Raw genomic sequence first — 26592 nt, forward strand, 5'->3', positions numbered from 1 at the left:
CTTGTTTTAGATGGCTTTCAGGCTAAGGTCCATATTATAGACGGAATGCGTAAGGGCTCCTGAGGAGATATAGTTCACGCCGCATTCGGCATAGCTGCGGATGGTCTTTTCGTTGATGTTTCCGGAGGATTCGGTCTGGCATTGGGTACCGATAAGGGCTACTGCGGTACGGGTGGTGTCGTAGTCGAAATTGTCGAGCAGGATTCTGTATACGTTTTGGGATGCTAGGATTTCGCGTACCTCGTCTAGGTTTCTGGCTTCGACGATAATCTTGAGGTCGAGGCTGTTTGCCTTGAGGTAGTCGTTGGTTTTTTGGATGGCTTTGGTGATGCCTCCTGCAAAATCGATGTGGTTGTCTTTGAGCATGACCATATCGTAGAGGGCAAATCGGTGGTTCTCTCCTCCTCCTATCTTTACGGCCCATTTTTCGATGGCTCGGATGCCGGGCGTGGTCTTTCGGGTGTCGAGTACTTTGGTGCCGGTGCCTTCTAAAAGGTCGGCAAAGGCTTTGGTTTTGGTGGCAATGGCCGACATGCGCTGCATGGCGTTGAGCACGAGGCGTTCTGATTTGAGTATGGACTGGGAGCTTCCGGCTACGTGAAAGACGACATCGCCGTAGTTAACAGGTGTTCCGTCTTGGATAAAGGTTTCTACTTTTAGGTCTTTGTCGACGTAGTTGAAGATCATCTTGGCAAATTCGACTCCGGCAATAATGCCTTGGTCTTTGACCAATAGCTTGGCTTTTCCTTGTGCGGTTGCGGGAATGCAGGCTAGTGAGCTGTGGTCGCCGTCGCCGACGTCTTCACGGATTCCGTTTTGTATGATGAGTTGTAATTCGTTCTGAAACTGGGCTTCTGAAATCATGGTATTGTTTTAATGGTAGCTAAAATAATAAATTCTTTTAGACTTGTACAGGGTTTGTTGTATTTAATTGCTCGTGTTTTGGCGGTTTCTATTTTTTGAATTCTTGATGGGATAGCGTTATCTTTGCTGCGCGATCGTAGTGGCTTAGTGCCTATAATCTTAGCTTCTTTAAAAATGAATATCAAACTTATCGCCATCGGCAAAACGGATAATAAGTCGCTTCAGGCTTTGATTGATGATTATCAGAAACGATTATCGTTTTATATCAAGTTCGACTTGGAGATTATTCCGGATATCAAGAACGTGAAGAATCTTTCGGAAGCACAGCAGAAGGAAAAGGAAGGTGAATTGATTCTTTCTAAGCTATCGCCTACGGATCAACTTATCTTGTTGGACGAGAATGGCAAGAGTTTTTCGAGCGTCGGTTTTTCGGAAGAACTGCAAAAGAAGATGAACTCGGGCATCAAGACGTTGGCGTTTGTCATCGGCGGGCCGTATGGTTTTTCGGAAACGGTGTATGCTAAGGCTCAAGGGAAGGTTTCGTTGTCGCTAATGACTTTTTCGCATCAGATGGTGCGGTTGTTTTTTATTGAGCAGTTGTATAGAGGGTTTAGTATTTTGAGGGGGGAGCCGTATCATCATCAATAGTTGATAGTGGATAGTTTTTAGTTTATAGTTATTTGGGATTTTTGATTTGTGATTTTTGATGGTTGGAAAGTTAGAAAGTCGAAAGTCATAAAGAATAAACAAATTCATTTATCAAGCAATCCAAAATCTAAAATCTTAAACCATAAATAATTCTTCACCTTTCCACTTTCGACCTTCCAACTTTATGACTTTCAACTTTCCAACTATCCACTATCCACTACAAACTATCCACTAATCTAATTGCTTCTACAGCTTCTTTCACATCGTGCACTCTTAATATCTTGGCGCCTTTTTGGAGGGAAATGGTATTGAGCACGGTGGTTCCGTTTAGGGATTCTTGGGGTGTGATGCCCAGGGTTTTGTAGATCATGGATTTTCGGGAGATGCCGGACAGGATCGGGAGCTCGAGGATCTGGAAGAGTTCGAGCTTGTTCATTACTTGGAAGTTTTGCTGGGTTGTTTTTGCGAATCCGAAGCCGGGGTCGATGATAATATCATTAATTCCTAAGCTTCTGGCTTGGCTTACTTTTTCGGAGAAATAAAACAGCATGTCTTTGACGATATCATCGTATTCGGTGAGGCTTTGCATGGTCTGCGGATTGCCGCGCATGTGCATCATGATGTAGGGCGTGTTGTATTTGGCAACGGTTTGCATCATTTTTGGGTCTAGTCCGCCTGCGGCTATGTCGTTGATGATGGCGGCTCCGTGCTGGATGGCGGCTTCTGCGACTTGGCTGCGGAAGGTGTCTACGGAAATGATGATTTCTGGGAAGACTTTTGTCAAAAGATCGATTATGGGAAGGAGTCTTGCGAGTTCTTCAGTTTCGGAAACGAATTCGGCATTGGGTTTTGAGGAATAGGCTCCGATATCGATAAAGGTGGCGCCTTCGTCTAGCATCTGTTTTACTTTGTCGATGATGGCTTGGTCGCTGTCATTTTTTCCGCCGTCGTAAAAAGAGTCTGGCGTAATGTTGAGGATTCCCATTACTTTGGGCGTTGACAGGTCGATAAGGGTTCCGTTGCAGTTCATTGAATAGGTATTTTTGGGCTTGTGTTTATTTCAGGTAGAAGCTTGCCATTATTTTTTGCATGTCTTTATAATGGGCGGGAAACATGTCGGTTTTAATCGAGCCCGTAAGTTGGTAGAGATTTTCCTTTTCTATATAAAGATGCTTTACAAACGTATAGCCGTCATCTTCATAGATGAGTTCGTCAAATGCGGATTGGGAATGTTCGTTCCAGCTTTTGGTTACTGTTTTTCCGCGTTCTGTCACTTCTATCACTGCCTTAATTCCTATGCCGGAACAGTCTAGTTTGGACAATGAGATTCCGGAAAAATCGGCTATGGCACTGCTGCCAAAATCATAAAGAGAAAAGAGGGATTTGAACAGGTCTTTTTCTTCGTTTTTATAGGTTCTCAATTCGGATTTCGCGGGATAGGTAATCGAATAGGCAGCGGTTTCATGGGTGGTGGTTGCACCTTGCGCTTGCGCGATACAACTGCTTGTAAAGGCTAAAAAGAGGAATACAAAATGTTGCTGTATTGTTTTCATTGCATCATGCTTTAATTGGACTGCTGGTTTCGAATGCTTTTAGGCTATCGTATTCTTGTTCCTGTTATTTCGTAGGGTTCCGATGGAAAGCCTTGGAGTACTATTTTTTCTTGGTCAATGGTCTTGATCGGCAAAAGGAGTTCTCTTTGGCTGTTATTTAAAAAGCACAGGAAAAGGGTGTCTCTTAATTGTTCTACCACTAGTTTTCGTCCTTCCCTATTGTTCTTCTTGTTGATTTCTTGGATAATTTCTGAATCTAGCGCGGTATTGAATCGTATCTGCAGCTTTTCTTTATTCCATTGCGCAAGATAGCTGTTATTTTGGATTTCTTCTTTGGTGAGGGAAGTTACGGTAGGTTCCAGCCGCAGGTATTCTTCGGCTAGTTCGGTTTCTTCGGTGGTATTTTGACTTTCATGCCCGTAAACGGAATAGTGGATTGCTTTGGTGAAGAAACGCAGGCGGTCGGGAGTGATGAATTCGTGTCTTATGGCAGCCATTTCTTCTGCAATTCCGTTTTCTTTTAATCGAAGGGTACCGTCTTTTTCTGTTTCGATATCGAATCGAACGGCTTTATCGTTATCAAAAATAATGTATCGGGGTTCTCCATAATAGTCGTTGTCTTTTACGTACATCCAGATACCGTCAAAATTATTTGCTGCCATTTTTATGCTTGCTTGTGTTATGAGCGGCTTTTATGATTTACCTTTCGCCTTAACTCTTTTTTCACTATTTTTGGACAAATTTCATACAAATATACACCAATAATGGATACTACCTCTCAGGAATTTGACAGCGTTATCGGCACTTGCCGTACTTTATTCATCAACAAGATGCAGGATTATGGCAGCGCTTGGCGCATCCTCCGCCTGCCTTCGCTAACCGACCAGATTTTTATCAAGGCGCAGCGCATTAGAAGCTTGCAGGAAAACGAGGTACGCAAGGTGGATGAGGACGAGACGGGAGAATTCATAGGGATCATCAATTATTCGATTATGGCGCTGATCCAGTTGGATTTGGGCGTTGTGGAGCAGCCGGATTTGGGCGTGGCAAAGGCAACAGAGCTTTATGATGAAAAGGTGGCCTTGACGAAAGCGCTTATGGAGGCGAAAAACCATGATTATGGCGAGGCTTGGCGCGACATGAGAGTAAGCTCGTTGACGGATTTGATCTTGCAGAAATTGCTTCGCGTAAAGCAGATAGAGGATAATAAGGGGAAAACGATTGTTTCTGAAGGGATTGACGCCAACTACCAAGACATGATCAACTACTCGGTTTTTGCCTTGATCTTGATGGGTTTTGCCAAATAACAACTCATTAACAAATTGAATTTATCATAAGCTTTATTTTTGAGAAAACTTACATCATGGAAAACATAAAAAAATACCTCCCTTGGGCCTTACGGATCTTGATTTCTTTTTTGTTCTTGATTTCGGCTGTCGCAAAAATGTATCCTTCTCCTTATTTTGCTATTTCTACTTTTGAAGTAAAACAGCTGTATCCGATGGGCTTTTCGGAAGATTTTGCTGTATTCTTTTCTAGAATCTTGATCGGGATTGAGTTTGCATTGGGGCTTTTGTTATTACAGCCGCATTTTTTAAAGCGAATCGTTATTCCGGCTACGTTGCTGATGCTGATTGTTTTTACGACACATTTGACCATCGATACGATACAAAACGGCGGCAATTCGGGCAACTGCGGTTGTTTCGGGAGCTTGCTTCCTATGACGCCGATTGAGGCGATTATCAAAAACGTGATTGCGGGAGCACTCTTGATTTATCTTTTATATTTGCTTCCAAAGAATACCGATAAAAAGAATTTCTGGGTCTTGACGACCGTGACTTTTGCTTCGGTATTGATGATCTTTATGCTGGCACCGATACAGCCTAAAGCGGTAGAAGACACAGCTGATGATGCTACAGTACTTCCTATAGAAACTTTAGAGGCCTTCCCTGCCCAGCCTGCCGATTCTTCAGCAGTTCCTGCTGCGGAAGCCAAAACGGCTGAGACAGCTGCTGTTGAGGCTGCTAAACCGGCAACCGACGAGCCCGCTCCGCAAAAATCAGGCTATGCGCAGTATTTCAGCAAGGCCGACCAAGGCAAGAAGATTATCTGTCTTTTTGTTCCGGGCTGCGATCATTGCCGTGACGTGGCGAAAGAGCTGACTGAAATGAGGGCGAAAAATAAAAACTTCCCTGAAGTGTCTGTGTTGTTTATGAACGAGGAACCTGAAAAGATTCCGGAGTTCTTCAAATTTGCGGGAGCGGATTATCCGTATAAGGTCTTGGAAGTGATTCCGTTTTGGAAGCTTTTAGGCACGAGCAAGGATACTCCTGGCGTTATCTATCTTTGGAATGGCAACAAGATCAAGGAATGGGACGGCATCAACGAAAAGAAATTTGTGGGTTCTGAATTGCAGAACGCCTTGAAAAAAAATTATTCTGAGCTAAAAAAATAAGCTTCTTTGATCAAATACCTCTTACATAAAATAGGATATGCCCTGCTGACGCTTTTTGGAGTGGTCACGGTCATATTCTTTTTGTTTAACGTGCTGCCGGGCGATCCGGCACGTATGATGCTCGACCAGAATGAAAACTCGGAACAGCTGGCTATTGTTAAGAAGAAGTATGGTTTTGACAAGCCGATTTCGACGCAGTATCTGTATTATCTGAACGACCTCTCGCCTATTTCTGTCCACAGCAAGAATGCGGAGGATTATACGTTTCTTTCGGAAGGCAAATACAATGCGGTTCCGCTTTTTGCTATCGGCAATGATGAGGTGGTTTTAAAAACGCCTTACCTGCGCGAAAGCTTTCAGAAAAGCGGCAAGAAAGTATCGGATGTCATCGGGAATACCTTGCCGAATACGTTTCTGTTGGCATTGTTTGCTATCGTGATTGCTATCGTCATTGGCATCCTGCTTGGGATTGTTTCTGCTCTTTATAAGGATACTTGGATCGACAGGGTGATTGCTTTGTTGAGTACGTTGGGCATGAGCATTCCGTCTTTTTTTAGCGCTATTTTATTTGCATGGCTTTTTGGCTTTGTGCTGCATGAGTATACGGGACTGAACATGACGGGCAGTTTGTATGAGGTAGATGATTTTGGCGAAGGGCAGTACATCCAATGGAGAAACATATTGCTTCCTGCGATTGTTTTGGGCATCCGTCCGCTAGGCGTCGTGATACAGTTGATGCGGAATTCGCTGCTTGAGACTTTTGGGCAGGATTATATCCGTACGGCACGTGCGAAAGGGCTGTCGGAATTTCAGATTATCAGGAAGCATGCGGTCAAAAATTCTTTGAATCCGGTAGTGACGGCTATTTCGGGCTGGTTTGCTTCAATGCTGGCAGGTGCTGTTTTTGTGGAATATATCTTTGGCTGGAACGGCCTCGGGAAAGAAATCGTAGAGGCTTTGAATAATTTAGACCTGCCTGTGATTATGGGTTCGGTTATCGTGATTGCTACTACTTTTGTGGTGATTAATATTTTGGTGGATCTGGTGTATGCGTATTTGGATCCGAAGATTCGTTTAGGATAGATTTAACTTTAACCCTGACAGGGTTTGGAACCCTGTCAGGGTTGTTGTATTCAAAAACTTAATAGTATATTTGCTTATCTCAAAAAAGAACAACTCAATGAAAAAAATACTCTTATCTCTTTTGGTGGTCTTGGGAACCGTATCTTGCTCTCAGGCTCAAAAGACAGAATTCGCTGCAGAAGCCTTGGCTGAAAAACTGCAGACTTTAGACGGAAAAGAAATCTCTTTTAAAGAAATACTAAACAAGCATAAAGGAAAGACTGTCGTGATCGACATCTGGGCTTCGTGGTGCAGCGACTGCGTGAAGGCCATGCCGAAAGTAAAAGACATGCAGGAAAAAAGTCCGAAGACAGACTACGTCTTTATTTCGATGGACAAGACAGCCGAGAAATGGAAAGCTGGAATCGAAAAGCACAGCCTGACTGGCGAGCATTATCTGGCGCCTGACGGAATGAAAGGCAAATTCGGGAAAGCTATCGACTTGGACTGGATTCCGCGCTATATTGTTATCGACAAGAAAGGAAAGATTGCTATCTACAGAGCCATCGAAACCGATTTTGATAAAATAAATGCTACTTTAAAAAAACTTAACTAATGAGACAAAAGATTGTTGCGGGCAACTGGAAAATGCACAAAAACGCGGAAGAAACGGAAGATTTACTAAACGACCTTATTGATAAATTGCCGAACGATGTAGAAGCACATATTATTGTAGCGCCTACTTTCGTAAACCTGGCTTCTGCGGTAGACCACTTAGAATTTACCAATATCGGCGTTGCCGCACAAAATATGCACCAGGCCGAAAGCGGTGCTTTTACTGGAGAGATTTCTGCGGATATGCTAAAAAGCATCGGCGTAGGCATCGTTATCCTTGGACATTCTGAAAGAAGAGCGTATTTCCATGAAACGGATGCTCTCTTGGCTGAAAAAGTAAACACGGCCTTGAAACATGAATTGCAGGTAATCTTCTGCTTTGGTGAAGAATTAAAAGACAGACAGTCGGGCAATCATTTCAATATTGTAGAAAACCAATTAAAAGACGGATTGTTCCACCTGGAAGCAAAAGACTGGGAAAGCATCGTCTTGGCGTATGAGCCGGTATGGGCTATCGGGACAGGCGAAACGGCTTCTCCGGAACAGGCTCAAGAAATGCACAAGTTCATCAGAGAAACGATTACGTCTAAATACAATGCAACTTTGGCTGAAGATGTTTCTATTCTTTATGGAGGCAGCGTAAAACCAGACAATGCCAAAGAGATTTTCTCTAAACCGGATGTAGACGGCGGATTGATTGGCGGTGCTGCATTAAAAGCGACCGATTTTGCAGCGATAGTGGCAGCGATATAAGCAATTCTTGTACTTTATACTATAGCCCAGAACTTGTATTCTGGGCTTTTTTATTATGCCTATATTAAGCCATCGTTATGGCTTAACGTTTATAAAACATTTGGAAAGCTTCTCTTAAACTTTCGTTTATCTGGCAGTAATGGCTGGTTAATAACTCTTTGTGACTTTTGCGGGAATTAATCAACCTAAATACTTTATGTCACACAACTACGCTTCAAAAATCGAGAAAGCACTACTGTTGCTCATCCTCTTTTTTGTGGCCCAATTTTCTTATGGGCAGACCCTCATCCATTATTGGAATTTCAACAACAATGCTTCCGAAGCCGCTATCACGACTCCTACATCGACACTTGTCACTGGAGCTTCGCTGACTGCTATTGCTGGAGGAATCAGCGTTATCGACTTTGCCGGAGGAACCGGACAGGCTTTTGATTTGCAAAACCTGAATGCCAGAAATGGCGATGGTCCTGGAACGCACTTACGTTTTAACGACCCTATCGGTGGTGCTTTGCAATTTGCATTGCCTACGACTGGTTTTGAAAACGTGATCGTTAAATTTGCTTCACGCCGTTCGGGCTCAGGAGCCGGAAACCAAAAATGGTCGTATTCTGTAGACGGAACTACTTTTGTTCCTTTTACGACAATCGCACCAAACAACGGCAATCCTGCATTAGAAACCTTAGATTTTAGTGCCATTGCTGCCACAGACAACAATCCAAATTTTAAATTAAAAGTAGAATTCGAAGTCGGAGCTGGCGGAACGGTAGGAAACAATCGTTTTGACAACTTCACTGTAGAAGGAACTTCTGCGGGCGGTGGCGACACTACTGCACCGACTGTGGTATATGCTCCTGCTAATTCTAGCACCAACATTGCGGTAGCTGCAGATATTACTATTACTTTCAACGAAGCTGTACGATTGGCTAACGATGCCGCTATTGACAATACGAATGTAGATGCTTTGGTAACATTACGCCTAAACAACGCGACAGGAGCTGTGGTTCCGTTTGACGCGACGATTTCGGGAAATACAATTACAATCAATCCAACTTCAAATTTAGCCAACAACCAAGTCTATTATGTAGCCTTGCTTCCAAATACGGTGGAAGACTTGAGCGGTAATGCGGTTACTGCTGCCACTTCAAGCACGTTTACTACCATTGCGGTACAGACACAATTTCAAGCGGGAGATTTGGCTTTTGTAGCCTATAGAATGAACGCTTCTGGAACAGAAGACGAAGTAGCTTTTGTAACGTTTGTAGATATCCTTCCGGGTACTTTCTTGACGTTTACCGATTCAAAATATACGACTAACACGCCAGCACAATGTCCGAACGGAATTGTATGGACGGTTGGCGCTAACGAATGTATCCCTGCAGGTTCTGTTGTCAGAATCCAGACTTCTGCCTTGATTGCCAACAAAGGAACCGTTACAGGCTCTGGCTTCGGACTAAGCTCAAGCGGCGACCAAGTAATCGTTTACTCTGGAACGAATACCGCTCCAAACTATATTACGGCTTTAAGCTCTAACGGATGGGCAACTGCAAACACGGCTTGCGGCGGCAGCATCTCAATACTTCCAGCGGGATTGGTTGTCGGAACTAGCGCGCTAAACACGTCTACAGCTCCTGGAAACGATGCTGGAAATACAGTCAATGCTTTTTATAGCGGCGTACAAACAGGAACACCTGCTGTCTTAAAAGCGGCTATCCTAAACCCTGCCAACTGGACGGGTGTTGCAGGCGGAACAGCTCCTCAAACATGGCCAACTTGGAACTTCCCAAGTTCATTGCAAGTACAAAGCGCTTCGGTATTGAACAACACTACAATTCAGATTACGTTCAATGCCAACTTAAATACAGCTTCGGCTTCGAATGTTGCTAATTATACTGGCGTAGCCAACTTAGCCTCTGTTACGGTAGCGAACAATGTAGCTACTTTGACTTTCTCTACTCCTTTTGCCCCTGCTACAAACTATGCTTTGGTCATCAGCAACATCCAAGATGCTGCCGGATCGACTATGGCTTGTCCTTATACTTACAACTTCAGCTTTAATGCGACCTTGTCTTTGGCTTCTAACTTTGTAACGGTTAATGAAGATGCAGGTACTTTGAATTTTGTTGTCAATCTTGCGGCTGCAGCTACAGGTTCTGTAGACTTGGTCTTAAAACCGGCTTCATTCAACACTGCTGACTCGAATGACTTTACATTTGCTACACGCACGCTGAACTTCACTTCTGCAAGCGCATTGACACAAACGATACAGATTCCGATTATCGACGATACGGCTTTAGAGCAACAAGCGGAATATTTCGTATTGAGCTTAGAAAATCCTGTAGGCTATTCGATTACAGGAAATCCTATGGCTACGATCTATATCAAAGACAACGATAGGATGGCTAAAGTTCCGAACAACGATATTCAATTGAACTATATCGGAAGCTTTGATCCGTCAGGAGCAAACAACAGTACGTGTGAAATCGTAGTACACGACCCAGTTTCACAACGTTTATTCACGACAAGCGCTATTGCTGGTTTTCTTGACATCGTAGACTTCTCGAATCCTGCTGCCTTATCTGTAGTACAGTCGATTGACATGAATCCTTATGGCGGCGTGACAAGTGTTGCGGTTAAAAACGGAATTGTTGCCGTGGCTTCTCCAAATGCAAACGAAGCATTGAACGGTTCTGTGGTATTCTTCACTACTAACGGTGTGTTCCAAAAGCAAGTTACCGTTGGTGCTCTTCCAGACATGATTACATTTACGCCAGACGGCACTAAAGTATTGACTGCTAACGAAGGACAGCCAAACGCAGACTATACTGTCGATCCAGAAGGTTCTGTAAGCGTAATTGATATTTCGGGAGGCATTGCTTCTCTTACGCAAGCGAACGTAACGACTATGTTGTTCACGCAGTACAACACCCAAGAAACGGCACTTATTGCCAGCGGCGTTAGAAAATTGAAATCGACAAGCACAATGTCTCAAGATTTTGAGCCAGAATACATCACGATCAGCGCTGATTCTCAAAAAGCGTGGGTTGCTTTGCAGGAAAACAACGCCATTGCAGAAATCAACTTGACCAACAATACGTACACGGCTCTTTGGGCTTTAGGCACAAAAGACATGAGCGTTGTAGGTAACGGAGCGGATATCTCAGACAACAACGGACAGATCTTGATTGCCAACTGGCCTATAAAATCATTCTACCAGCCTGACGGAATTGCCAATTATACTGCAGGCGGTACTAATTTTATCGTAACGGCTAACGAAGGCGATGAAAAAGAATATACTGGTTTTGTAGAAAGAATTACGATTGGAGATAACAACTACGGATTAGACGCTATTGCGTATCCAAATGCTTCTATGCTAAAACAAAGCTACAATGCCGGAAGATTCAGAGTTTCTGCTTTCTCAGGAAATACTGATGCTGACGCTGAAAAAGAACAGATTTATGCGCTTGGCGGACGTTCGTTCTCTATCTTCAATACCGATACAAAACAGTTAGTGTTTGACAGCGGTGACGATTTTGAAATGTACACAGCCATGACACCGTCTATCAATCCGATCTTTAATGCAGATCACGAGGATAACGGAATCAAAGTAAGAAGCCGCGCTAAGGGTCCAGAACCTGAAGGTGTTACGCTTGCTGAAATTGCAGGCAAAACATTTGCTTTTATCAGCCTAGAAAGAGTCGGTGGCGTTATGGTCTATGATGTGACTAACCCGAACGACGTGAAATTTGTAGATTACAAAAATAGCCGTAGCGTTTCTGCTTATGCTGGTGATCATGGTCCAGAAGGAATCACCTATATCAAAGCGGCAGACAGCCCGACGAATAAAGATTATATTGTAGTAGCCAATGAAATCAGCGGTACTTTGACGTTGTTTGAAGTAAATACTGAAAATCTTTCGACTCCAGGTTTTGAAAACGAGCCTAAAACGTTCGTATTGTTCCCGAACCCGGCGGTTGACGGAATCGTGTACTTCAACAGAATAGCCGATATCGAAGTTTTCGACTATACCGGAAAACTAATCCATACAGCCAAACAAGCCTTGACCATCGACACTTCTTCAATGGCAACCGGAATCTACCTGGTTAAGACCGCTGAAGGAATCACGAAAAAGCTCGTGGTCAAATAATCCCCTTCTTTCTTCCCTTTACAAAAAACCAGTTTCGTTCTGAAACTGGTTTTTTTTGCTATCATCAGATTGGCTGAGGTTGACATAAGGCAATAAAAAAGGCCTTATCAAACGATAAAGCCTCTATGGGAAATTTAAAACGGGCAACAAACAACCTCTTAAATCCCTATTTCTACTTGAAATCTCAAATACCAATTCTGCTTAGAGCTTCCGTCAAAGTAATTCAAATCGTCAAGCGTAAGCTCTCCCTGAAGCTTGAAGGCATGCTCCCAGATGTATTTGGTAACGCCTATGCTGTACTGTTTGGTATCCGGTGCTAATTCTTGAATGTCTTCATTGACTTTTTGTGTGGAGAACCTTCCGATGATTTCATAATTTGAAGGAAAAAGGTAGCTCAATTGATAGTCCATTCCGCTTCCGGTAAAGACATACTGTATATCGGTAGCATCTTCTGGATTTACCGTAATCGGGTTGTCACAAGCCCTAGACATATAGGCCGACATAAATGCCCAGCCGTTGTATTTTAGCATGGCATCGAGCAGTACCGATTTCATTGTTTTTTGCTCAAACAAATCTTCTCCCAACTGTCCTTGCGTTCTTCTTGCATGGTTATTTTGCTGGAAAGCACCCGATAGCATTAATTTTGGTGTTGCTTCTCTGGCAATATCGCCCTCAAAAGAAGTTCCGTCCTTTTTAAAAGAACCAAAAGGAAACAGCTCCAGCTTTCCGGTCAAGGCCACGCCGTTGTCGTTGCTCTTTGTCCAGTTTCGTCCTTCGCCGGTCGAAACTGCCGTCTTGATGTTATAAGAAAACTTTTCTAGGTTTTCGTGGAGGTAATGCGCTTGGAAACCAAAATCACGGTCTACCGTAAACTTGGCATTATTAATGGTCCTATCTGTCAGCTGCAGACCTCCCGAAGAGTTGACCCTCTGGCGGTTCCCTGGCAATTTTGTCTGTCCGAAGCTAAAGTTCCAGTTTTTATTCGGTCGGTAAAACACCACCGCATCACGGATGATGTTGAGGTTCTCTCCTTCTTCGATCTCGCCCACATCGCCAGGAGCGAAAGAAAGCTGGATGGCATATAAAAACCTAGGATCTCCTACATATCCGTCAAAACGCAGACGCAATCTTCGAATCTGTCCGTCATAAGCCGATTCTTCCCCTTCATTCTCAATATACGTGACCCTATTCTGCATCCTGAAACGGATGTTCAGCTGAAAAAGACTATCAGGAGATGTCAGCCCCAAGCCTTTACCGTAGCTGTAGTACGGCAGCGCAGATAATTTTAAATCGTTATCTTTGGTAGTAACCTTAATGTCCTGAGCAGTAGAAACGCTAATTACAAATAGCGATGCCAGCGTTAAGATTTTCTTCATAATGGCGTTGTGTTAATTTGATGCAAACTTAATATTAATTTTACCTAGCGTATGTTATGAGAATATTACCTTTGCAAAAAATTAATGTTATGGCAAATACCTACCTGGGATATCATTTTAAAGTAGAACCAAAAGAGCTGGGCTCAGAAATTCTTGTGGCCGAATTAGGCGAAAAACCTTTTGAAAGCTTCATCGAAACTGAATTTGGAGTTACGGCCTACATTCAAAAGGTACTTTGGACTGAGGATGTCTTAGAGGATATTTTTATATTGACCTCGCCTGAATTTACCGTGAGCTATACGGTAGAAGAAATCGAGCAGGTGAACTGGAATGAGGAATGGGAAAAGAACTTTGAAGCCATCGACGTTGACGGAATCTGCCATGTAAGAGCTCCTTTTCATGAAAAGACCGATGCAAAATACGATATCGTGATCGAGCCGAAAATGTCTTTCGGAACCGGCCATCACGAAACGACGCACATGATGATCCAGCATCTTTTGGAAACGGATGTAGCAGGAAAGAAAACGTTGGACATGGGCTGCGGTACCGCTATCTTGGCAATATTGGCTGAAATGAAAGGCGCTCAACCAATCGATGCTATCGATATCGACAACTGGTGCTACCTGAATTCGATTGAAAACGCTGAACGCAACAACTGCAGCCATATTACCGTTTATGAAGGCGATGCGGCATTGCTGGCGGGCAAAAGCTATGATGTAATCATCGCGAATATCAACCGAAACATCTTGCTAGACGACATGCAGCAATATGTAGATTGCCTGAATCCGGGTGGCACATTATTCTTGAGCGGTTTTTATGAAGAAGACATCCCGGTAATCGATGCTTCCTGCACTGAGAAAGGGCTGACCTATGTTAAAAAACATCAAAAAAACAATTGGGTCGCCTTGAAATATGTAAATTAGATTAAATTTTTGATTATGAGCACTAAAGAAAAAATTCAAGAAGAAGTCTTAGTCGAAGAACTGACTTCCTTAAACAATGAAATTATTCTTTATAATGACGATGTGAATACTTTTGACCATGTTATCGAAACCTTGATACGGGTCTGCAATCATACTTCCGAGCAAGCCGAGCAATGTTCTATCATTGTTCATTATAAAGGAAAGTGTACCGTGAAAACGGGTTCATTGGACGAACTGAAGCCGCAATGTACCCAGCTGCTAGAAGCTGGATTAAGCGCAGAAATAGTTTAAAAAGAAAGGCTCCCAATGGGAGCCTTTTTATTTGGACAGCAAAATCGAATTATGGCAACTTATCATGAAACTTGCTTTAGCATTTTCTTGAAATTCCTTGACTTGTATCTAACAAGACCTTGCTCTCTACCTAAGTATACTTTGCTTTACCTCATGGATAACCTTGATCTATATTTAGGCATACTTTGCCCTGCCCCTAGGATAATCTGGCTCACTACGTAGGCATACTTTGATCTACCCCTTGGATGACTTTGCCCAACATATAGGTATACTTTGCCTTGCTTCTAGCATAGCCTTGCCTAGCAACTTGGTACGCTTACAAGCTTACTCATAGTATAGCTACACCGCATAAAAGCGCACAAAAAAAACCTGAAGTACGACTTCAGGTTTTTTAATGCATAACTAGAACGGCCAAATCTCAAGCTCGTTATCCAGTTTTTTAGTTTTTTGTAAAGACTTTAACTACCTTAACAGGAACGCCTTCGAGATTGACCGTATTTTCATACCGCAATTCTGAGCCGTTCAGCTTGGTCACCTGATAGGTATCGGCACCTATCGTAAGCGTTGCGCCATTCTTTGTCCAATTCGATTGGGTGGCATCTTCCACGCAGTTGTTGTTTTGGTCTTTGTTTAGCAGCACATTCCTAAAAACACCGCCTTCAACAAATTCTACATGGTCTTTTTCACAGCCGTTTTCATGACCCGTGTAGCTTTGGTCTACCGGAGTGCCTCCTTGAGCTGTGACGATAGTCTTGTTGTAGTTCCATTTGCCGACAATGGTTCTTTCAAACTCATCATCGCTAGAACTACAAGAAGCCAATGATAAGCTTGCCATAGCCAGCACACCCATCAAAATTTTAATCTTTCTCATAGTATATTCTTTGGGATTATAACTAAAAAATAGCGTAAAAATTGTGATAAACCCGCAATACATTGAAATCTGCCTTGCAAAGTTTTCATTTCAAATCGTATATTCGTAGCACTTAAGAACCTAATCCCTACCCGACCTTGTCTAAAAAAATACTCATACTATTGCTATTTTGCTGTTTTTTAGGATTTTCGCAAGAACTGCCTCCTATCCTAAAATACGGTTCCAACAGTTATGGAGCCGGCAACCAAAACTGGATGATTACCCAAGACAACAGCCAGTTTGTTTATTTTGCTAACAATGAAGGGCTTTTAGAATTTAACGGGGCCGACTGGAAGCTCTATCCCTCGCCAAACGAAACCATCATCCGTTCGGCAAAATTCATCAACGACAGGATCTATACGGGCTGTTATATGGAGTTCGGCTATTGGAAAAGACAAAAGGACGGTCTTTTGAAATATACGTCGCTGAGCAAGCCTATTATTGACAAGATGTTGGACGACGAGCAGATCTGGAACATCATCGATTACGATCAATGGGTCATCTTTCAATCGCTGAACCAGATTTTTTTATACGATACCAAGACCTCAAAATTCAAAATCATTACCCCAAAAGGCGCTATCTCAAGGGCTTTTAAGGCCAACGATGCTATTTATTACCAAACCTATACCGAAGGGCTGTTTGAGATTGAAAACGGCGAAGGCAAGCTGATTTCTAACGATCCTATCATCCTAAAGAACAAAATCGTAAATATCTTTTCAAGAAACGGCGGATTGTTGTTGCAGACACAATTCAACGGCTTTTATACCTTCTTCAACAACACGCCGGTCAAATGGCATACAGAAGCAGACGCGGACTTATCCGCGAGCAGTATCTATAGCAGCCAGATTTTATCTGACGGCAGTTTTGCTCTAGGCAGCGTTTCTAACGGCATCTTTATCATTTCCAAAGAAGGAAAGATGCTCTATCATATTACCCAAAACAAAGGCTTGAGCAACAACACGGCCTTGTCGATTTTTGAAGATTATGATAAAAACCTTTGGATCGGCCTTGATAACGGCATCAACTGCATCAACCTAAATTCTCCCGTACGTTCTTTTTCGGACGATACTGGAATTCTGGGTACCGTTTATACATCGATTCTCCATGACGGCAAATTGTTCGTGGGTACTAACCAAGGATTGTTTTATAAAACCTACGAATCGCCTGAAGACTTCAAGTTCATAAACGGCACCAAAGGACAGGTCTGGACATTGTATTCGCACAAAGGAACACTGTTCTGCGGCCATGATTCGGGTACGTTTATTGTCAACGGCAATACCGTCAGTTCTCTTTTTACTATTTCAGGAACCTGGAAATTCGAAACTGTTCCCGGCCGAGAAGATTTGTTATTGCAAGGCAATTATTATGGCGTTTCGGTTTTAGAAAATAAAAATGGGCAATGGGCTTTCCGTAATAAAATCTCTGGTTTCGACTATTCTTCGAAATACTTTGAGATTACAAAGAACTTAGAAGTCTACGTAAGCCATGAATACAAAGGCGTTTTCCGCTTTCAGCTGGATTCCGACTTGCGAAAGACAGACAGGTTCATCACGTATAAATATCCGACAAAAGGGAAAAATGCCGGACTCACAAAATTCAACGGCAGCATCTATTATTCTTATAAATACGGTATCTTTAAGCTAGACCCAAAGACCAAGCAGTTTGAAAAGGATACGACATTAAGCCGCGTTTTTGAGAAAGACAGCTATACATCGGGAAAGCTGATGGTCGATAACTCAAACAGGCTATGGTTTTTTACCAAAAACTACATCAATTATTTCTCGTATGGAAAATTAAGCTCGCAGCTGAAGCACAATATCATCCCGATTCCGTCTTCGCTTACCAATTCGATGCTGGGGTATGAAAATATTACGCAGATATCCAATTCCATCTACTTGATTGGAACAACGGACGGTTATTATACCATCAACATCGACGATCTTAAATTCAACAAGTACAAGATTTCGATGTCGAGCATTTCAGTCAACAAATCCAATGAGAGCCTTCGCTATGCAGCAATCGCGGGGCATTCTGATTTTAAGTTTGCCGACAACAACATTACTTTTTCGTATACGGTTCCGGAATTCAACAAATACATCAATGCGGAATACCAATACCTTCTTGAAAATTATCAAGAAACCTGGAGCGAATGGAGCAACAAGCCTACCGTAAACTTTAAGAACCTTCCGCCAGGCGACTATACCTTCAAGGTTCGTGCTAAAATCGGAAACGCGCTTTCAGAAAATACGATTTCCTATACGTTTACGATCCTAAAGCCTTGGTACCGAACGACGATGGCAGTTATCATCTACATCATCATTTTCTTGGTGATGGCGTATTTCATCAACAGGGCTTATAAAAATTACTACCACCAGCAAAAAGAAAAGCTGATTGAAGAAAACAACCGTCTACTTGAAATCAAAGAACTGGAAACAGAACAGGAACTGATGAAAATCAAAAACCAGCAGCTGGAACAAGATTTTGAAAGCAAGAACCGCGAGCTGGCGGCATCGACCATGAGCCTTATCAAAAAGAACGAGCTCTTGAGCATGATCAAAGAAGATTTGAAGAAAAATTCTGAAGAAGGAAACAGAAACATCAAGTCGGTCATCACCACCATCAACAAGAATATCAGCGAAGAAGACACGTGGAATATCTTCAAGGACGCTTTTAACAATGCTGACAAGGATTTTCTTAAAAAAGTAAAAAATCTGCATCCGTCGTTAACACCTAATGACTTAAGGCTTTGCGCCTATTTGCGATTGAATCTTTCTTCCAAAGAAATTGCTCCCCTGCTTAACATTTCTGTACGAAGTGTAGAGATAAAACGATATCGTTTGCGTAAAAAAATGGATTTATCCCACGAAGAAGGCCTTGTCGAGTACATACTTTCGATATGACAAACCACAACATTAAGCAAATCTACCTATACAACACCACAACAACAACGTTGTAATTGGATTTCTTAAGCTTACTTAGAGAGTGTTAGCAAAACTTTAAAAATCTCTTAAATTACTGTTAATGCTCGCTTTTTTTATGAATAATAAAATTTAAGCCAATTTTTTTTGAATTGTATATTTTTTGTTGTGGTTGTATTTCTCATATTCTCAAACAAGACTTCTAATTTTAGATATCACAAAAAACAAATTATATGAAGTCAAACTTTTTCCTCATTGCTTTCATCCTGATTTCTTCTTTCTGCTATGCGCAGGAATATGAAATTGGCGGTAAAGTAACTGAAGCTCAAACAGGCCTGCCATTGCCTGGAGCGACTGTTTCCGTAAAAAACGGAACATTACAAACAATAGCAGATCTAGATGGAAATTTTAAGATCTCAGGCGTTCCATCGGGTGCTACTTTAGTATTTAGTTACGTTGGATTCTCTAATTATGAATTTAAGGTAACTAAGAACGAAACCATCTCTATAGGATTGAGTCCTGATGCCGAATCGCTAGAAGAAGTTGTAGTGATCGGATACGGAAGCCAAACCAAAAGAGAAGTAACCGGAGCCGTAGGGATCGTAAGCAGCAAGAATCTAGAACAGCTGCGTCCTATAAAAATCGAGCAGGCGCTGCAAGGAACCGTTTCTGGAGTCAATGTAACGACTCAGTCTGGTAGACCAGGCGGTAATCTTGACGTAAGAATCAGAGGTATCGCTACCAACGGTGAAAACAGGCCTACCTTTATAGTAGACGGCAATATCATAAAAGATATAGGATTGCTGAATCCGAATGATATCGAAAGCCTTACCGTATTAAAAGATGCGCAAGCGGCTATCTACGGAACCATTGGTGCCAACGGTGTGATCTTGATTACGACAAAAACAGGAAAGAAAAACTCAAAAACAAGAATTTCCTATAATACATATATTGGTTCGCAAGAAACAAGCAGAAAGCTACCGTTGCTAAATGCTACGGAATATGCGCTGTTATTGAACGAAAGCTATGCTAATGCAGGAAATGCGCTTCCGTTCCCAAATGTAGCCGGACTAGGCAAAGGAACCGACTGGCAGGACGAGGTTTTCGATACCGGCGTGCCGATCGTAAGCCATGACCTTTCTGCAAGCGGCGGTTCGGATAAAGTGACCTATACCATCAGCGGATCACATTTAGACCAAGGCGGTATCATTGGCGGCTATAAATCAAATTTCTTGAGAAATACGGCACGTTTGAACTTAAATGCTGACTTGACAGAGAAATTAAGAGCCAAAGCAAACGTGATGTATTTATACACAAGCTCAAGGACTTTTAACGAAAATGCTTTAGGATCGGTATTGTTTAATGCCATCAATACGCCTTCTATATTCAAACCTTATGACCAAAACGGAAACTATACCGTTTTGCCAAGCGGTGATGTGAATACTCCAGGTAGCAACATCGGTTTTGAAATCATCAACCCGCTAGAGCAGATTGCCAACACCTTCAACACCTATAACCTTAAGCGATTAAGCGGTTCCTTTGCGTTAGAATATGACGTCATCAAAGACTTGACAGTAACCGGACGTATTGGTTTTGAAACCTCTAACAGCGAAGGAAAAACGTTTAACAAGCTGGTTTATTACGGCGAAGGAAAAGTATTCAACAATCCGAGAAGCAGCGTAGACCAAAACGCCATCAACGACAACAGCTACACGTTCGACTTGTTTGCGACCTATAAAAAAACGCTGGCAGAAGACCACAACTTTGCAGTAACAGCAGGTACGACCGTATTCAAAGAATATGGCAACGGACTGAATGCAACTGGTTTTGACGTTCCGAACAACTCATGGGAATTTGCCGACATTTCATTAACTACAGGATATGTAGACCGAAAAGCAGCAGGATCCTACGCCTATGATGAAAGAAGATTGTCACATTTCGGAAGATTGCAGTACGATTATAAAGGAAGATACCTGTTGTCTGCCATGATCAGACGCGATATGTCAACTAAATTCGGACCTTCCAACCGCGTGGCCTACTTCCCTTCTTTCACAGCAGGATGGGTGATATCAGACGAAAGTTTCTTTGGAGAATCTAAATTCATCAATTTCCTAAAATTAAGAGGAAGCTACGGAAGCCTTGGAAACGACCAAATTAAATCAAATGCCTATATCTCCTTGCTAGGAGGTGAAGCTACCTATATCTTTAACGGACAGCTTGTCAATGGAAATGCAATCGGATTATTAGCCAACCCAGATGTAAAATGGGAAGAAGCTAAAAAGTTCGACGTAGGTTTGGATTTCAGACTGTTTAACGACAAAGTCGAAATCGCTACCGATTATTTTATCGATACCCGAAAAGATCTTTTGATCGTAGACGTTCCGATCAGTGCCATCACTGGAATTGCGGCTCCTGGAGGCTCTTCGCCAGTCGTTAATGCAGGAAGCGTTAGAAACAAAGGATTTGAATTTGCCATCAACTATAAAGAACAACTGTCTGACAATTTTTCTTTCAACGTAAACTATAATGTTACGACATTGAAAAACGAAGTGATCGAAGTCAATAACGGTACCGGATTTATCGAAGGCGGTTTATTCGGAACAAGCACGATTACTTCTAGAATGCAGGTCGGACATGAAATGGGCTATTTCTTCGGATACAAAACCAACGGAATTTTCCAAAACCAAGCCGAAGTCGATGCACATCCTTCGCAATCCGCTTTAGGTGCTGAAGCAAAACCAGGCGACCTGCGCTTTGTTGATGTCAACGGAGACAACAAAATCGATACTAGCGACAGAACTGACATTGGAAGTCCTATTCCAGATGTAACCATGGGATTGAACATCAACCTAAACTACAAAGGATTTGATTTCACAGCCTATGCCTTCGCTTCTATCGGAAACGACATGGTAAGAGCCTATGAAAGAACTCAAAACGACGTTAACAGATCCAACTACATGTTAGGCAGATGGACAGGCGAAGGTACTTCCAACAGCGTTCCTAGAGTTACGACAGCAGCTACGGCCAACAACATATTCTCAGATTATTTCGTAGAAGATGCTTCGTACCTAAGAATACAAAACGTACAATTAGGCTATACGCTAAACCCTTCTTTCACAGAAAAAGCAGGAATCACCAAAGTGAGAATCTACACAGGAGTAAACAATCTTTACACTTTCACAAAATATAAAGGCTATGACCCAGGAGCATCCAATGGAAATCCTATTGGCGGCGGTGTGGATAACGGATTCTATCCGATTCCGAGAACCTATATGTTTGGCGTAAATGTTAATTTTTAATTCAAGACAAAAATGAAAAAGAATATAATCACAGCCTTCATGGCACTGACGCTCTTGACAACCGTTTCCTGCGGAGACGATTTCATCGATAGGGAAGTTCCTTATTCGATCGGAGCAGACAATTACTTTAACAACGAACAAGAGTACTATAATGCCTTGGTCGCTGCCTATGATATCCTGCAATCTACCTATGTCAACGTATTGTTAGGCGAAATCGCTTCAGACAATACGCTTTCGGGCGGAGAAAGCGCCAACGACGTTATCGGATTCCAGCAAGTAGACGAAATGATCCACACTCCGGTAAACGCCAACGTAAAAAACGTTTGGGACTGGATGTTTGCCGGAGTCAACAGAGCCAGCTACATCATGGAGTTCAAAGACAAGACCAATTTCGCTAACAAACCACAAATCATTGCCGAAGCGCGTTTCTTGAGAGCCTATTTCCAGTTTGAATTAGTAAAATGGTTCGGCGGTATTCCGATGAAACAAGATGCCCGATTCAAATTAGGCGACGAAAAAACGATTCCTAGATCTTCTAAAGCAGAAGTATACGCATCTATCGAAAATGATTTGATCTTAGCTATTGCCGACTTAAGTCCTAACGCTCCACAAGTAGGACGCGTTACCAAAGGCGCAGCGCAAGCATTGCTTGGAAAAGTATACCTATACCAAGACAAATTTGACTTGGCGGCACAGACCTTAGAAAACCTGATTACCGTAACGGGAGGCTATTCATTAGTTACAAATTACGACACTCTTTTTGAAGTTGCTGAAGAAAACGGCGTAGAATCAGTACTTGAAGTACAATACACCGATATCGAAGGTGCTGGATTCGGATGTCTTCAATGCAGCGAAGGAAACGTTGCCGTAGGATTCAACGGACCTAGAAACTATTCTGGACCAAGATTTTCTTCAGGATACAGCTTTAACGTTCCGACTCAAGAAGCAGTAGACATCTACGAAGCAGGCGATCTTAGAAAAGATGTTGCCATCCTAGATATCGCGGCTTGGGCTACAGCAACTGGCGCTACCTATGGCGTAGGCTACAAGCATACTGGCTTTTTCAACAAAAAATACATTCCAAGAACAAGAAGCGCGAACGCAGCAGGTGACTTGAACTTGACGAACCCAAATAACTACAGGGCGATCCGTTATGCAGACGTATTATTGATGGCTGCCGAAGCCTTCAACAGAGGCGGTATCGATGACACCAAAGCAAGATTCTACCTAAACCAAGTAAGAAGACGCGCTTTTGGAGATACCAACCACGACATCAATGGAACTGGAGCTACGCTTACCTCTTTGATCTGGGAAGAAAGAAGAAGAGAACTTCTAGGAGAAGGACACCGTTTCTTTGACTTGGTACGAACTGGAAGAGCAGCTATTGAAATCGACGGCTTTACTGCTGATAAAAACGAACTATTCCCTATTCCGATTGAAGAAATTCAGTTTTCAGCTGGAAATTGGCAACAAAACCCTGGATATTAAAATTTAAGATATATGAAAAAAATACAATCAATAATCAGCTTATTCCTGCTGGCTTTCCTCATAGGATGTTCCAGCGACGATACAAGCCTTGATTCGGTTACGAATGCCCCTGCTCCTTCCAACCTGTCTGCATTGTTTACCATCACGCAAGACAACTCTGGTCGGGTAACAATAGCCCCTAGAGGCGAAGGCCTAGTAAAATACGACGTCTATTTTGGCGATGCTACGGCAGAACCTGCAGAAGTAGCCGTTGGAAGAACCGTAGAGCACATCTACGCCGAAGGCCAATACGATGTAAAAATTGTAGCCACCGCAATCAACGGATTGACTAGCGAAGTCGTGCTTCCGCTGACTGTTGCTTTCAGGGCTCCAGAAAACTTGGCTGTAACAATCAGTCCTGTTGTTGGAGATTCTTTCTCTATCAACGTGACCGCTTCGGCAGACTTCGAAACATTCTTTGAAGTGACGTTTGGAGAAGATCCGGCGCAAGAACCGATACCATTTATGCAAGGTGGCACTCCTGTCGCGCATACCTACGCCAACACTGGAACGTATGTCGTAACAGTTGTAGCGTATAGCGGAGGTGCGGCAACGACCACCTATACTCAAAACGTCGTAATCTCTAACCCAATCTTGATGCCGCTGACTTTCGAAAATGCAGCATTAAACTATTCGTTTTCCGATTTCGGAAATGTAAGCACAAGTAAGGTTAATAATCCTGATATTTCTGGAATCAACCTAAGTTCAAAAGTAGGAAGATTGGTAAAAAACAACGGAGCCGAAACTTGGGGCGGAACCATCATGGTTCTTGACAGTCCGATTGACTTTTCGACCTTAAACAAAATCAGAATCAAGGTATGGTCGCCGCAAATCGGAGCTGTCGTAAAGCTGAAACTTGAAAACCTTACCGATGCCGGAATAAATGCCGAAGTAGACCAGACAACAACGGTCGCTAATGCATGGCAATACCTTACGTATGATTTCTCAGGAGCCAACTTATCACAATCCTATTCAAAAGTCGTTCTTTTCTTCGACTTCGGAAATCCAGGAAACGGTGCTACGTACTATTTCGACGATATCTACCTGACCAATGGCGACGAGCCTAAAACCTTGCCGCTGACATTCGAATCCACAACCATCAATTACGGCTTTGGTGACTTTGGAGGCGCATTTGCTTCAAAAATAGCCAATCCTGATGCAACAGGAATCAATACGACAGCCAATGTAGCCAGAGTCGTAAAGAACGCCGGTTCAGAAGTTTGGGCAGGAACTGCTATCACGCTTACCGAACCGATCGACTTCTCTGTGTATCATAAGATCAAAATCAAAGTATGGTCGCCGCAAGCCGGAATACCAGTACTTCTAAAACTAGAAAATTCAGCCAATACAGGTATCAACAGAGAAATCTCGGTAACCACTACCGTTGCTAACGGATGGGAAGAACTGACTTATGACTTTACAGGAATAAACAACAACAATGCGTATCAGAACGTAGTCCTCTTCTTTGATTTCGGAACCAACGGAACCGGAGCAAGCTACTATTTCGATGACGTCAAACTTTCAAATTAAAAGTGATGAAAAACATACTAAAAAACTTCGGAAAACTAGCCCTGCTCCTATTCATGGTCAGCAGCTGCCAAGAAGACGATAAGACCTTTGGCAATCTCGATGCCCCAAAGAACATCCAATTGGAATATGAAATTGTCGGCAAAGATGCAGAACATCCCGACGGCGACGGTTCAGGAAAAGTGATATTGAAAGCAACTGCCGAAAATGCAGTAAACTTCAAATACCTGTTCAGCGATGCCACTTCCCAAAATGCCCCAGGAGGCGTGTATACAAAAACCTTTACCAAAAATGGCGTAAACACCTATATCGTAACCGTCATTGCGTTTGGAAAAGGCGGAACAGCCAGCAACACTTCATTTGAAGTAACCGTTTTCAGTAACTTCTCCGATCCAGAAGCCATAACACTGCTTACCAACGGAAGCTCCAAAACATGGTATTGGGCAGCAGCACAGCCAGGGCATTTAGGCGTAGGACAAAACGACGGCGACGTCACCAAAAACTTCTACCCTAACTACTATGCAGCGACTCCATTCGAAAAAGCAGGATCGCCAGACAGCAGCTGCCTTTACGACAACGAACTGAAATTTTTCGTAGAAAACGGCGTATTGAAATTTGAATTAGACAATGGAGGAAAAACATTCTTCAATTCAGCATTCTTAGGTGTAGGCGGCGGTTCAGGAAGCTCTGACCTTTGCTTGAACTACAATACAAGCGGCGTTAAGACAGTAGCCTTGAGCCCTAGCGAATCCTTAGTACCAGCAGACAAAAAACGTGGTACCGCTATGACCTTTTCAGACAATGGCTTTATGGGCTACTATATCGGACAAAGCACTTACGAAATTTTAGAACTTACAGACAGCAAGCTTGTGGTAAGAGCTGTAATGGGTGGCAATCCTGCTTTGGCATGGTACCATACCTTCAGCAACCAGCCGCCTGTTCAAGGAGGCAATGAGCCTGACTATACCAACATGATATGGAATGATGAATTTGAAGTAGACGGCGCTCCAGATCCTACAAAATGGTCATACAATCTTGGCGCTGGCGGATGGGGCAACAGCGAGTTGCAACACTATACCGACAGAGCCGACAATGCGATTGTTCAAAACGGCGTATTAAAAATCATTGCAAAAGCAGAAAGCTTCTCTGGTTCCAACTATACCTCTGCCCGTTTGGTTACAGAAAACAAATTCGAATTCAAATACGGCAAGATTGAAGTAAAAGCCAAGCTGCCATCTGGCGGCGGAACATGGCCTGCGATATGGGCATTAGGAGAAAACTACGCCACAAACCCTTGGCCAGCCTGCGGCGAAATTGATATCATGGAACACAAAGGCAACGAACCGAATACCATTCACGGAACACTCCACTATCCTGGCCGTTCAGGCGGAAATGCAGACAGCGGAACCACGACAGCCAGCAATGTCTCGTCAGAATTCCATGTCTACAAAGCCATTTGGAGCCCTACATCGATCAAGTTTTATATAGACGACCAGCCTGCTTTCCATTCCTATGTAAACTCCCCTTCTACACCATACAATAGCAATTTCTTCTTGATATTGAATGTGGCCATGGGTGGAACGTTCGGAGGAACAGTAGCACCTGGATTCACGCAGTCCGCAATGGAAATTGATTACGTAAGAGTCTACCAATAAATCCAACTCTTTCGCTTCTAATTAAGGAGGCTAGCCTGGCTAGCCTTCTTGATTATTGGCTTTTTATAAAAT

General features: G+C 42.8%; 20 protein-coding genes. 14 read left to right on the forward strand and 6 right to left on the reverse strand.

From position 1 onward, the window contains the following. Positions 1-6: 6 nt before the first annotated feature. On the reverse strand, positions 7-864 hold the full coding sequence (gene nadC, locus CLV94_RS11180) for a carboxylating nicotinate-nucleotide diphosphorylase (RefSeq protein WP_121376565.1): 858 nt from the start codon (positions 862-864) through the stop codon (positions 7-9). Positions 865-1038: 174 nt separating this feature from the next. Here nadC and rlmH point away from each other — a divergent pair, with 174 nt between their 5' ends. Then, on the forward strand, positions 1039-1512 hold the full coding sequence (gene rlmH / locus CLV94_RS11190; RefSeq protein WP_121376567.1) for a 23S rRNA (pseudouridine(1915)-N(3))-methyltransferase RlmH: 474 nt from the start codon (positions 1039-1041) through the stop codon (positions 1510-1512). A gap of 217 nt (positions 1513-1729) precedes the next feature. On the opposite strand, the gene folP is transcribed toward rlmH, so the two are convergent. From folP to CLV94_RS11205, 3 genes are read right to left on the reverse strand one after another with little or no spacing between them, the layout of a single operon-like run. Further along, positions 1730-2542 (reverse strand): dihydropteroate synthase, encoded by an 813-nt coding sequence (folP, locus tag CLV94_RS11195; protein WP_121376568.1) that lies wholly within the window; start codon positions 2540-2542, stop codon positions 1730-1732. Positions 2543-2567: 25 nt separating this feature from the next. Continuing rightward, the gene (locus CLV94_RS11200) at positions 2568-3065 is read right to left on the reverse strand and encodes a hypothetical protein (protein ID WP_121376569.1); all 498 of its coding nucleotides are present in this window, start codon (positions 3063-3065) and stop codon (positions 2568-2570) included. A gap of 44 nt (positions 3066-3109) precedes the next feature. Then, positions 3110-3727, reverse strand: coding sequence for a hypothetical protein (locus CLV94_RS11205; protein ID WP_147406620.1), 618 nt, complete (start codon positions 3725-3727; stop codon positions 3110-3112). A gap of 102 nt (positions 3728-3829) precedes the next feature. On the opposite strand from CLV94_RS11205, the gene CLV94_RS11210 reads away from it, so the two are divergent. The 6 genes from CLV94_RS11210 (at position 3830) to CLV94_RS11235 (ending at position 12094) form a co-directional block, all read left to right on the forward strand. After that, entirely contained in the window at positions 3830-4372 is a 543-nt protein-coding gene (locus tag CLV94_RS11210; protein WP_121376571.1) for a DUF1599 domain-containing protein, read from the forward strand. A gap of 56 nt (positions 4373-4428) precedes the next feature. Continuing rightward, positions 4429-5520, forward strand: a complete 1092-nt coding sequence (locus CLV94_RS11215; RefSeq protein WP_121376572.1) for a MauE/DoxX family redox-associated membrane protein — start codon at positions 4429-4431, stop codon at positions 5518-5520. 6 nt (positions 5521-5526) lie between these two features. Then, entirely contained in the window at positions 5527-6603 is a 1077-nt protein-coding gene (locus tag CLV94_RS11220) for an ABC transporter permease (RefSeq protein WP_121376573.1), read from the forward strand. Positions 6604-6700: 97 nt separating this feature from the next. After that, positions 6701-7198, forward strand: a complete 498-nt coding sequence (locus CLV94_RS11225) for a TlpA family protein disulfide reductase (RefSeq protein WP_121376574.1) — start codon at positions 6701-6703, stop codon at positions 7196-7198. After that, positions 7198-7950: a triose-phosphate isomerase gene (gene tpiA, locus CLV94_RS11230; protein WP_121376575.1), complete on the forward strand. Its 753-nt coding sequence runs from the start codon at positions 7198-7200 to the stop codon at positions 7948-7950. Before CLV94_RS11225 ends, tpiA begins: the two co-directional genes overlap by 1 nt. Before the next feature lie 196 nt (positions 7951-8146). Further along, on the forward strand, positions 8147-12094 hold the full coding sequence (locus CLV94_RS11235; protein WP_121376576.1) for a choice-of-anchor I family protein: 3948 nt from the start codon (positions 8147-8149) through the stop codon (positions 12092-12094). Positions 12095-12252: 158 nt separating this feature from the next. Here CLV94_RS11235 and CLV94_RS11240 read toward each other — a convergent pair whose 3' ends face one another. Then, positions 12253-13470 (reverse strand): porin, encoded by a 1218-nt coding sequence (locus CLV94_RS11240; RefSeq protein ID WP_121376577.1) that lies wholly within the window; start codon positions 13468-13470, stop codon positions 12253-12255. 89 nt (positions 13471-13559) lie between these two features. Between CLV94_RS11240 and prmA the strand changes: the two genes are divergently transcribed. Both prmA and CLV94_RS11250 read left to right on the forward strand, forming a co-directional pair. Next, positions 13560-14393: a 50S ribosomal protein L11 methyltransferase gene (prmA, locus tag CLV94_RS11245; protein ID WP_121376578.1), complete on the forward strand. Its 834-nt coding sequence runs from the start codon at positions 13560-13562 to the stop codon at positions 14391-14393. A 15-nt stretch (positions 14394-14408) separates the two neighbouring features. Continuing rightward, positions 14409-14684, forward strand: a complete 276-nt coding sequence (locus tag CLV94_RS11250; protein WP_121376579.1) for an ATP-dependent Clp protease adaptor ClpS — start codon at positions 14409-14411, stop codon at positions 14682-14684. A gap of 439 nt (positions 14685-15123) precedes the next feature. Here CLV94_RS11250 and CLV94_RS11255 read toward each other — a convergent pair whose 3' ends face one another. Continuing rightward, the gene (locus tag CLV94_RS11255) at positions 15124-15555 is read right to left on the reverse strand and encodes a hypothetical protein (protein WP_147406621.1); all 432 of its coding nucleotides are present in this window, start codon (positions 15553-15555) and stop codon (positions 15124-15126) included. Positions 15556-15692: 137 nt separating this feature from the next. On the opposite strand from CLV94_RS11255, the gene CLV94_RS11260 reads away from it, so the two are divergent. The 5 genes from CLV94_RS11260 (at position 15693) to CLV94_RS11280 (ending at position 26520) form a co-directional block, all read left to right on the forward strand. Continuing rightward, on the forward strand, positions 15693-18494 hold the full coding sequence (locus CLV94_RS11260) for a helix-turn-helix and ligand-binding sensor domain-containing protein (protein ID WP_317125115.1): 2802 nt from the start codon (positions 15693-15695) through the stop codon (positions 18492-18494). Positions 18495-18745: 251 nt separating this feature from the next. Continuing rightward, positions 18746-21811 carry a SusC/RagA family TonB-linked outer membrane protein gene (locus CLV94_RS11265; protein ID WP_121376581.1) on the forward strand — a complete coding sequence of 1022 codons (3066 nt, stop codon included), beginning with the start codon at positions 18746-18748 and terminating at the stop codon, positions 21809-21811. Between the two features lie 12 nt (positions 21812-21823). Beyond that, complete coding sequence (locus tag CLV94_RS11270; RefSeq protein ID WP_121376582.1) at positions 21824-23299, forward strand: RagB/SusD family nutrient uptake outer membrane protein; 1476 nt, start codon at positions 21824-21826, stop codon at positions 23297-23299. A 12-nt stretch (positions 23300-23311) separates the two neighbouring features. Further along, positions 23312-24868 (forward strand): hypothetical protein, encoded by a 1557-nt coding sequence (locus CLV94_RS11275; protein WP_121376583.1) that lies wholly within the window; start codon positions 23312-23314, stop codon positions 24866-24868. Between the two features lie 5 nt (positions 24869-24873). Continuing rightward, entirely contained in the window at positions 24874-26520 is a 1647-nt protein-coding gene (locus CLV94_RS11280) for a glycoside hydrolase family 16 protein (RefSeq protein WP_121376584.1), read from the forward strand. Positions 26521-26592 lie beyond the last annotated feature (72 nt).

The organism is Flavobacterium endophyticum (assembly GCF_003634455.1).
GTDB lineage: Bacteria > Bacteroidota > Bacteroidia > Flavobacteriales > Flavobacteriaceae > Flavobacterium > Flavobacterium endophyticum.

Bases quoted from the DNA above. Each gene is read 5' to 3' on its own strand.
- nadC (WP_121376565.1), bottom strand. From the start codon at position 864: ATGATTTCAGAAGCCCAGTTTCAGAACGAATTACAACTCATCATACAA.
- rlmH (WP_121376567.1), top strand. From the start codon at position 1,039: ATGAATATCAAACTTATCGCCATCGGCAAAACGGATAATAAGTCGCTT.
- folP (WP_121376568.1), bottom strand. From the start codon at position 2,542: ATGAACTGCAACGGAACCCTTATCGACCTGTCAACGCCCAAAGTAATG.
- CLV94_RS11200 (WP_121376569.1), bottom strand. From the start codon at position 3,065: ATGAAAACAATACAGCAACATTTTGTATTCCTCTTTTTAGCCTTTACA.
- CLV94_RS11205 (WP_147406620.1), bottom strand. From the start codon at position 3,727: ATGGCAGCAAATAATTTTGACGGTATCTGGATGTACGTAAAAGACAAC.
- CLV94_RS11210 (WP_121376571.1), top strand. From the start codon at position 3,830: ATGGATACTACCTCTCAGGAATTTGACAGCGTTATCGGCACTTGCCGT.
- CLV94_RS11215 (WP_121376572.1), top strand. From the start codon at position 4,429: ATGGAAAACATAAAAAAATACCTCCCTTGGGCCTTACGGATCTTGATT.
- CLV94_RS11225 (WP_121376574.1), top strand. From the start codon at position 6,701: ATGAAAAAAATACTCTTATCTCTTTTGGTGGTCTTGGGAACCGTATCT.
- tpiA (WP_121376575.1), top strand. From the start codon at position 7,198: ATGAGACAAAAGATTGTTGCGGGCAACTGGAAAATGCACAAAAACGCG.
- CLV94_RS11235 (WP_121376576.1), top strand. From the start codon at position 8,147: ATGTCACACAACTACGCTTCAAAAATCGAGAAAGCACTACTGTTGCTC.
- CLV94_RS11240 (WP_121376577.1), bottom strand. From the start codon at position 13,470: ATGAAGAAAATCTTAACGCTGGCATCGCTATTTGTAATTAGCGTTTCT.
- prmA (WP_121376578.1), top strand. From the start codon at position 13,560: ATGGCAAATACCTACCTGGGATATCATTTTAAAGTAGAACCAAAAGAG.
- CLV94_RS11250 (WP_121376579.1), top strand. From the start codon at position 14,409: ATGAGCACTAAAGAAAAAATTCAAGAAGAAGTCTTAGTCGAAGAACTG.
- CLV94_RS11255 (WP_147406621.1), bottom strand. From the start codon at position 15,555: ATGAGAAAGATTAAAATTTTGATGGGTGTGCTGGCTATGGCAAGCTTA.
- CLV94_RS11265 (WP_121376581.1), top strand. From the start codon at position 18,746: ATGAAGTCAAACTTTTTCCTCATTGCTTTCATCCTGATTTCTTCTTTC.
- CLV94_RS11270 (WP_121376582.1), top strand. From the start codon at position 21,824: ATGAAAAAGAATATAATCACAGCCTTCATGGCACTGACGCTCTTGACA.
- CLV94_RS11275 (WP_121376583.1), top strand. From the start codon at position 23,312: ATGAAAAAAATACAATCAATAATCAGCTTATTCCTGCTGGCTTTCCTC.
- CLV94_RS11280 (WP_121376584.1), top strand. From the start codon at position 24,874: ATGAAAAACATACTAAAAAACTTCGGAAAACTAGCCCTGCTCCTATTC.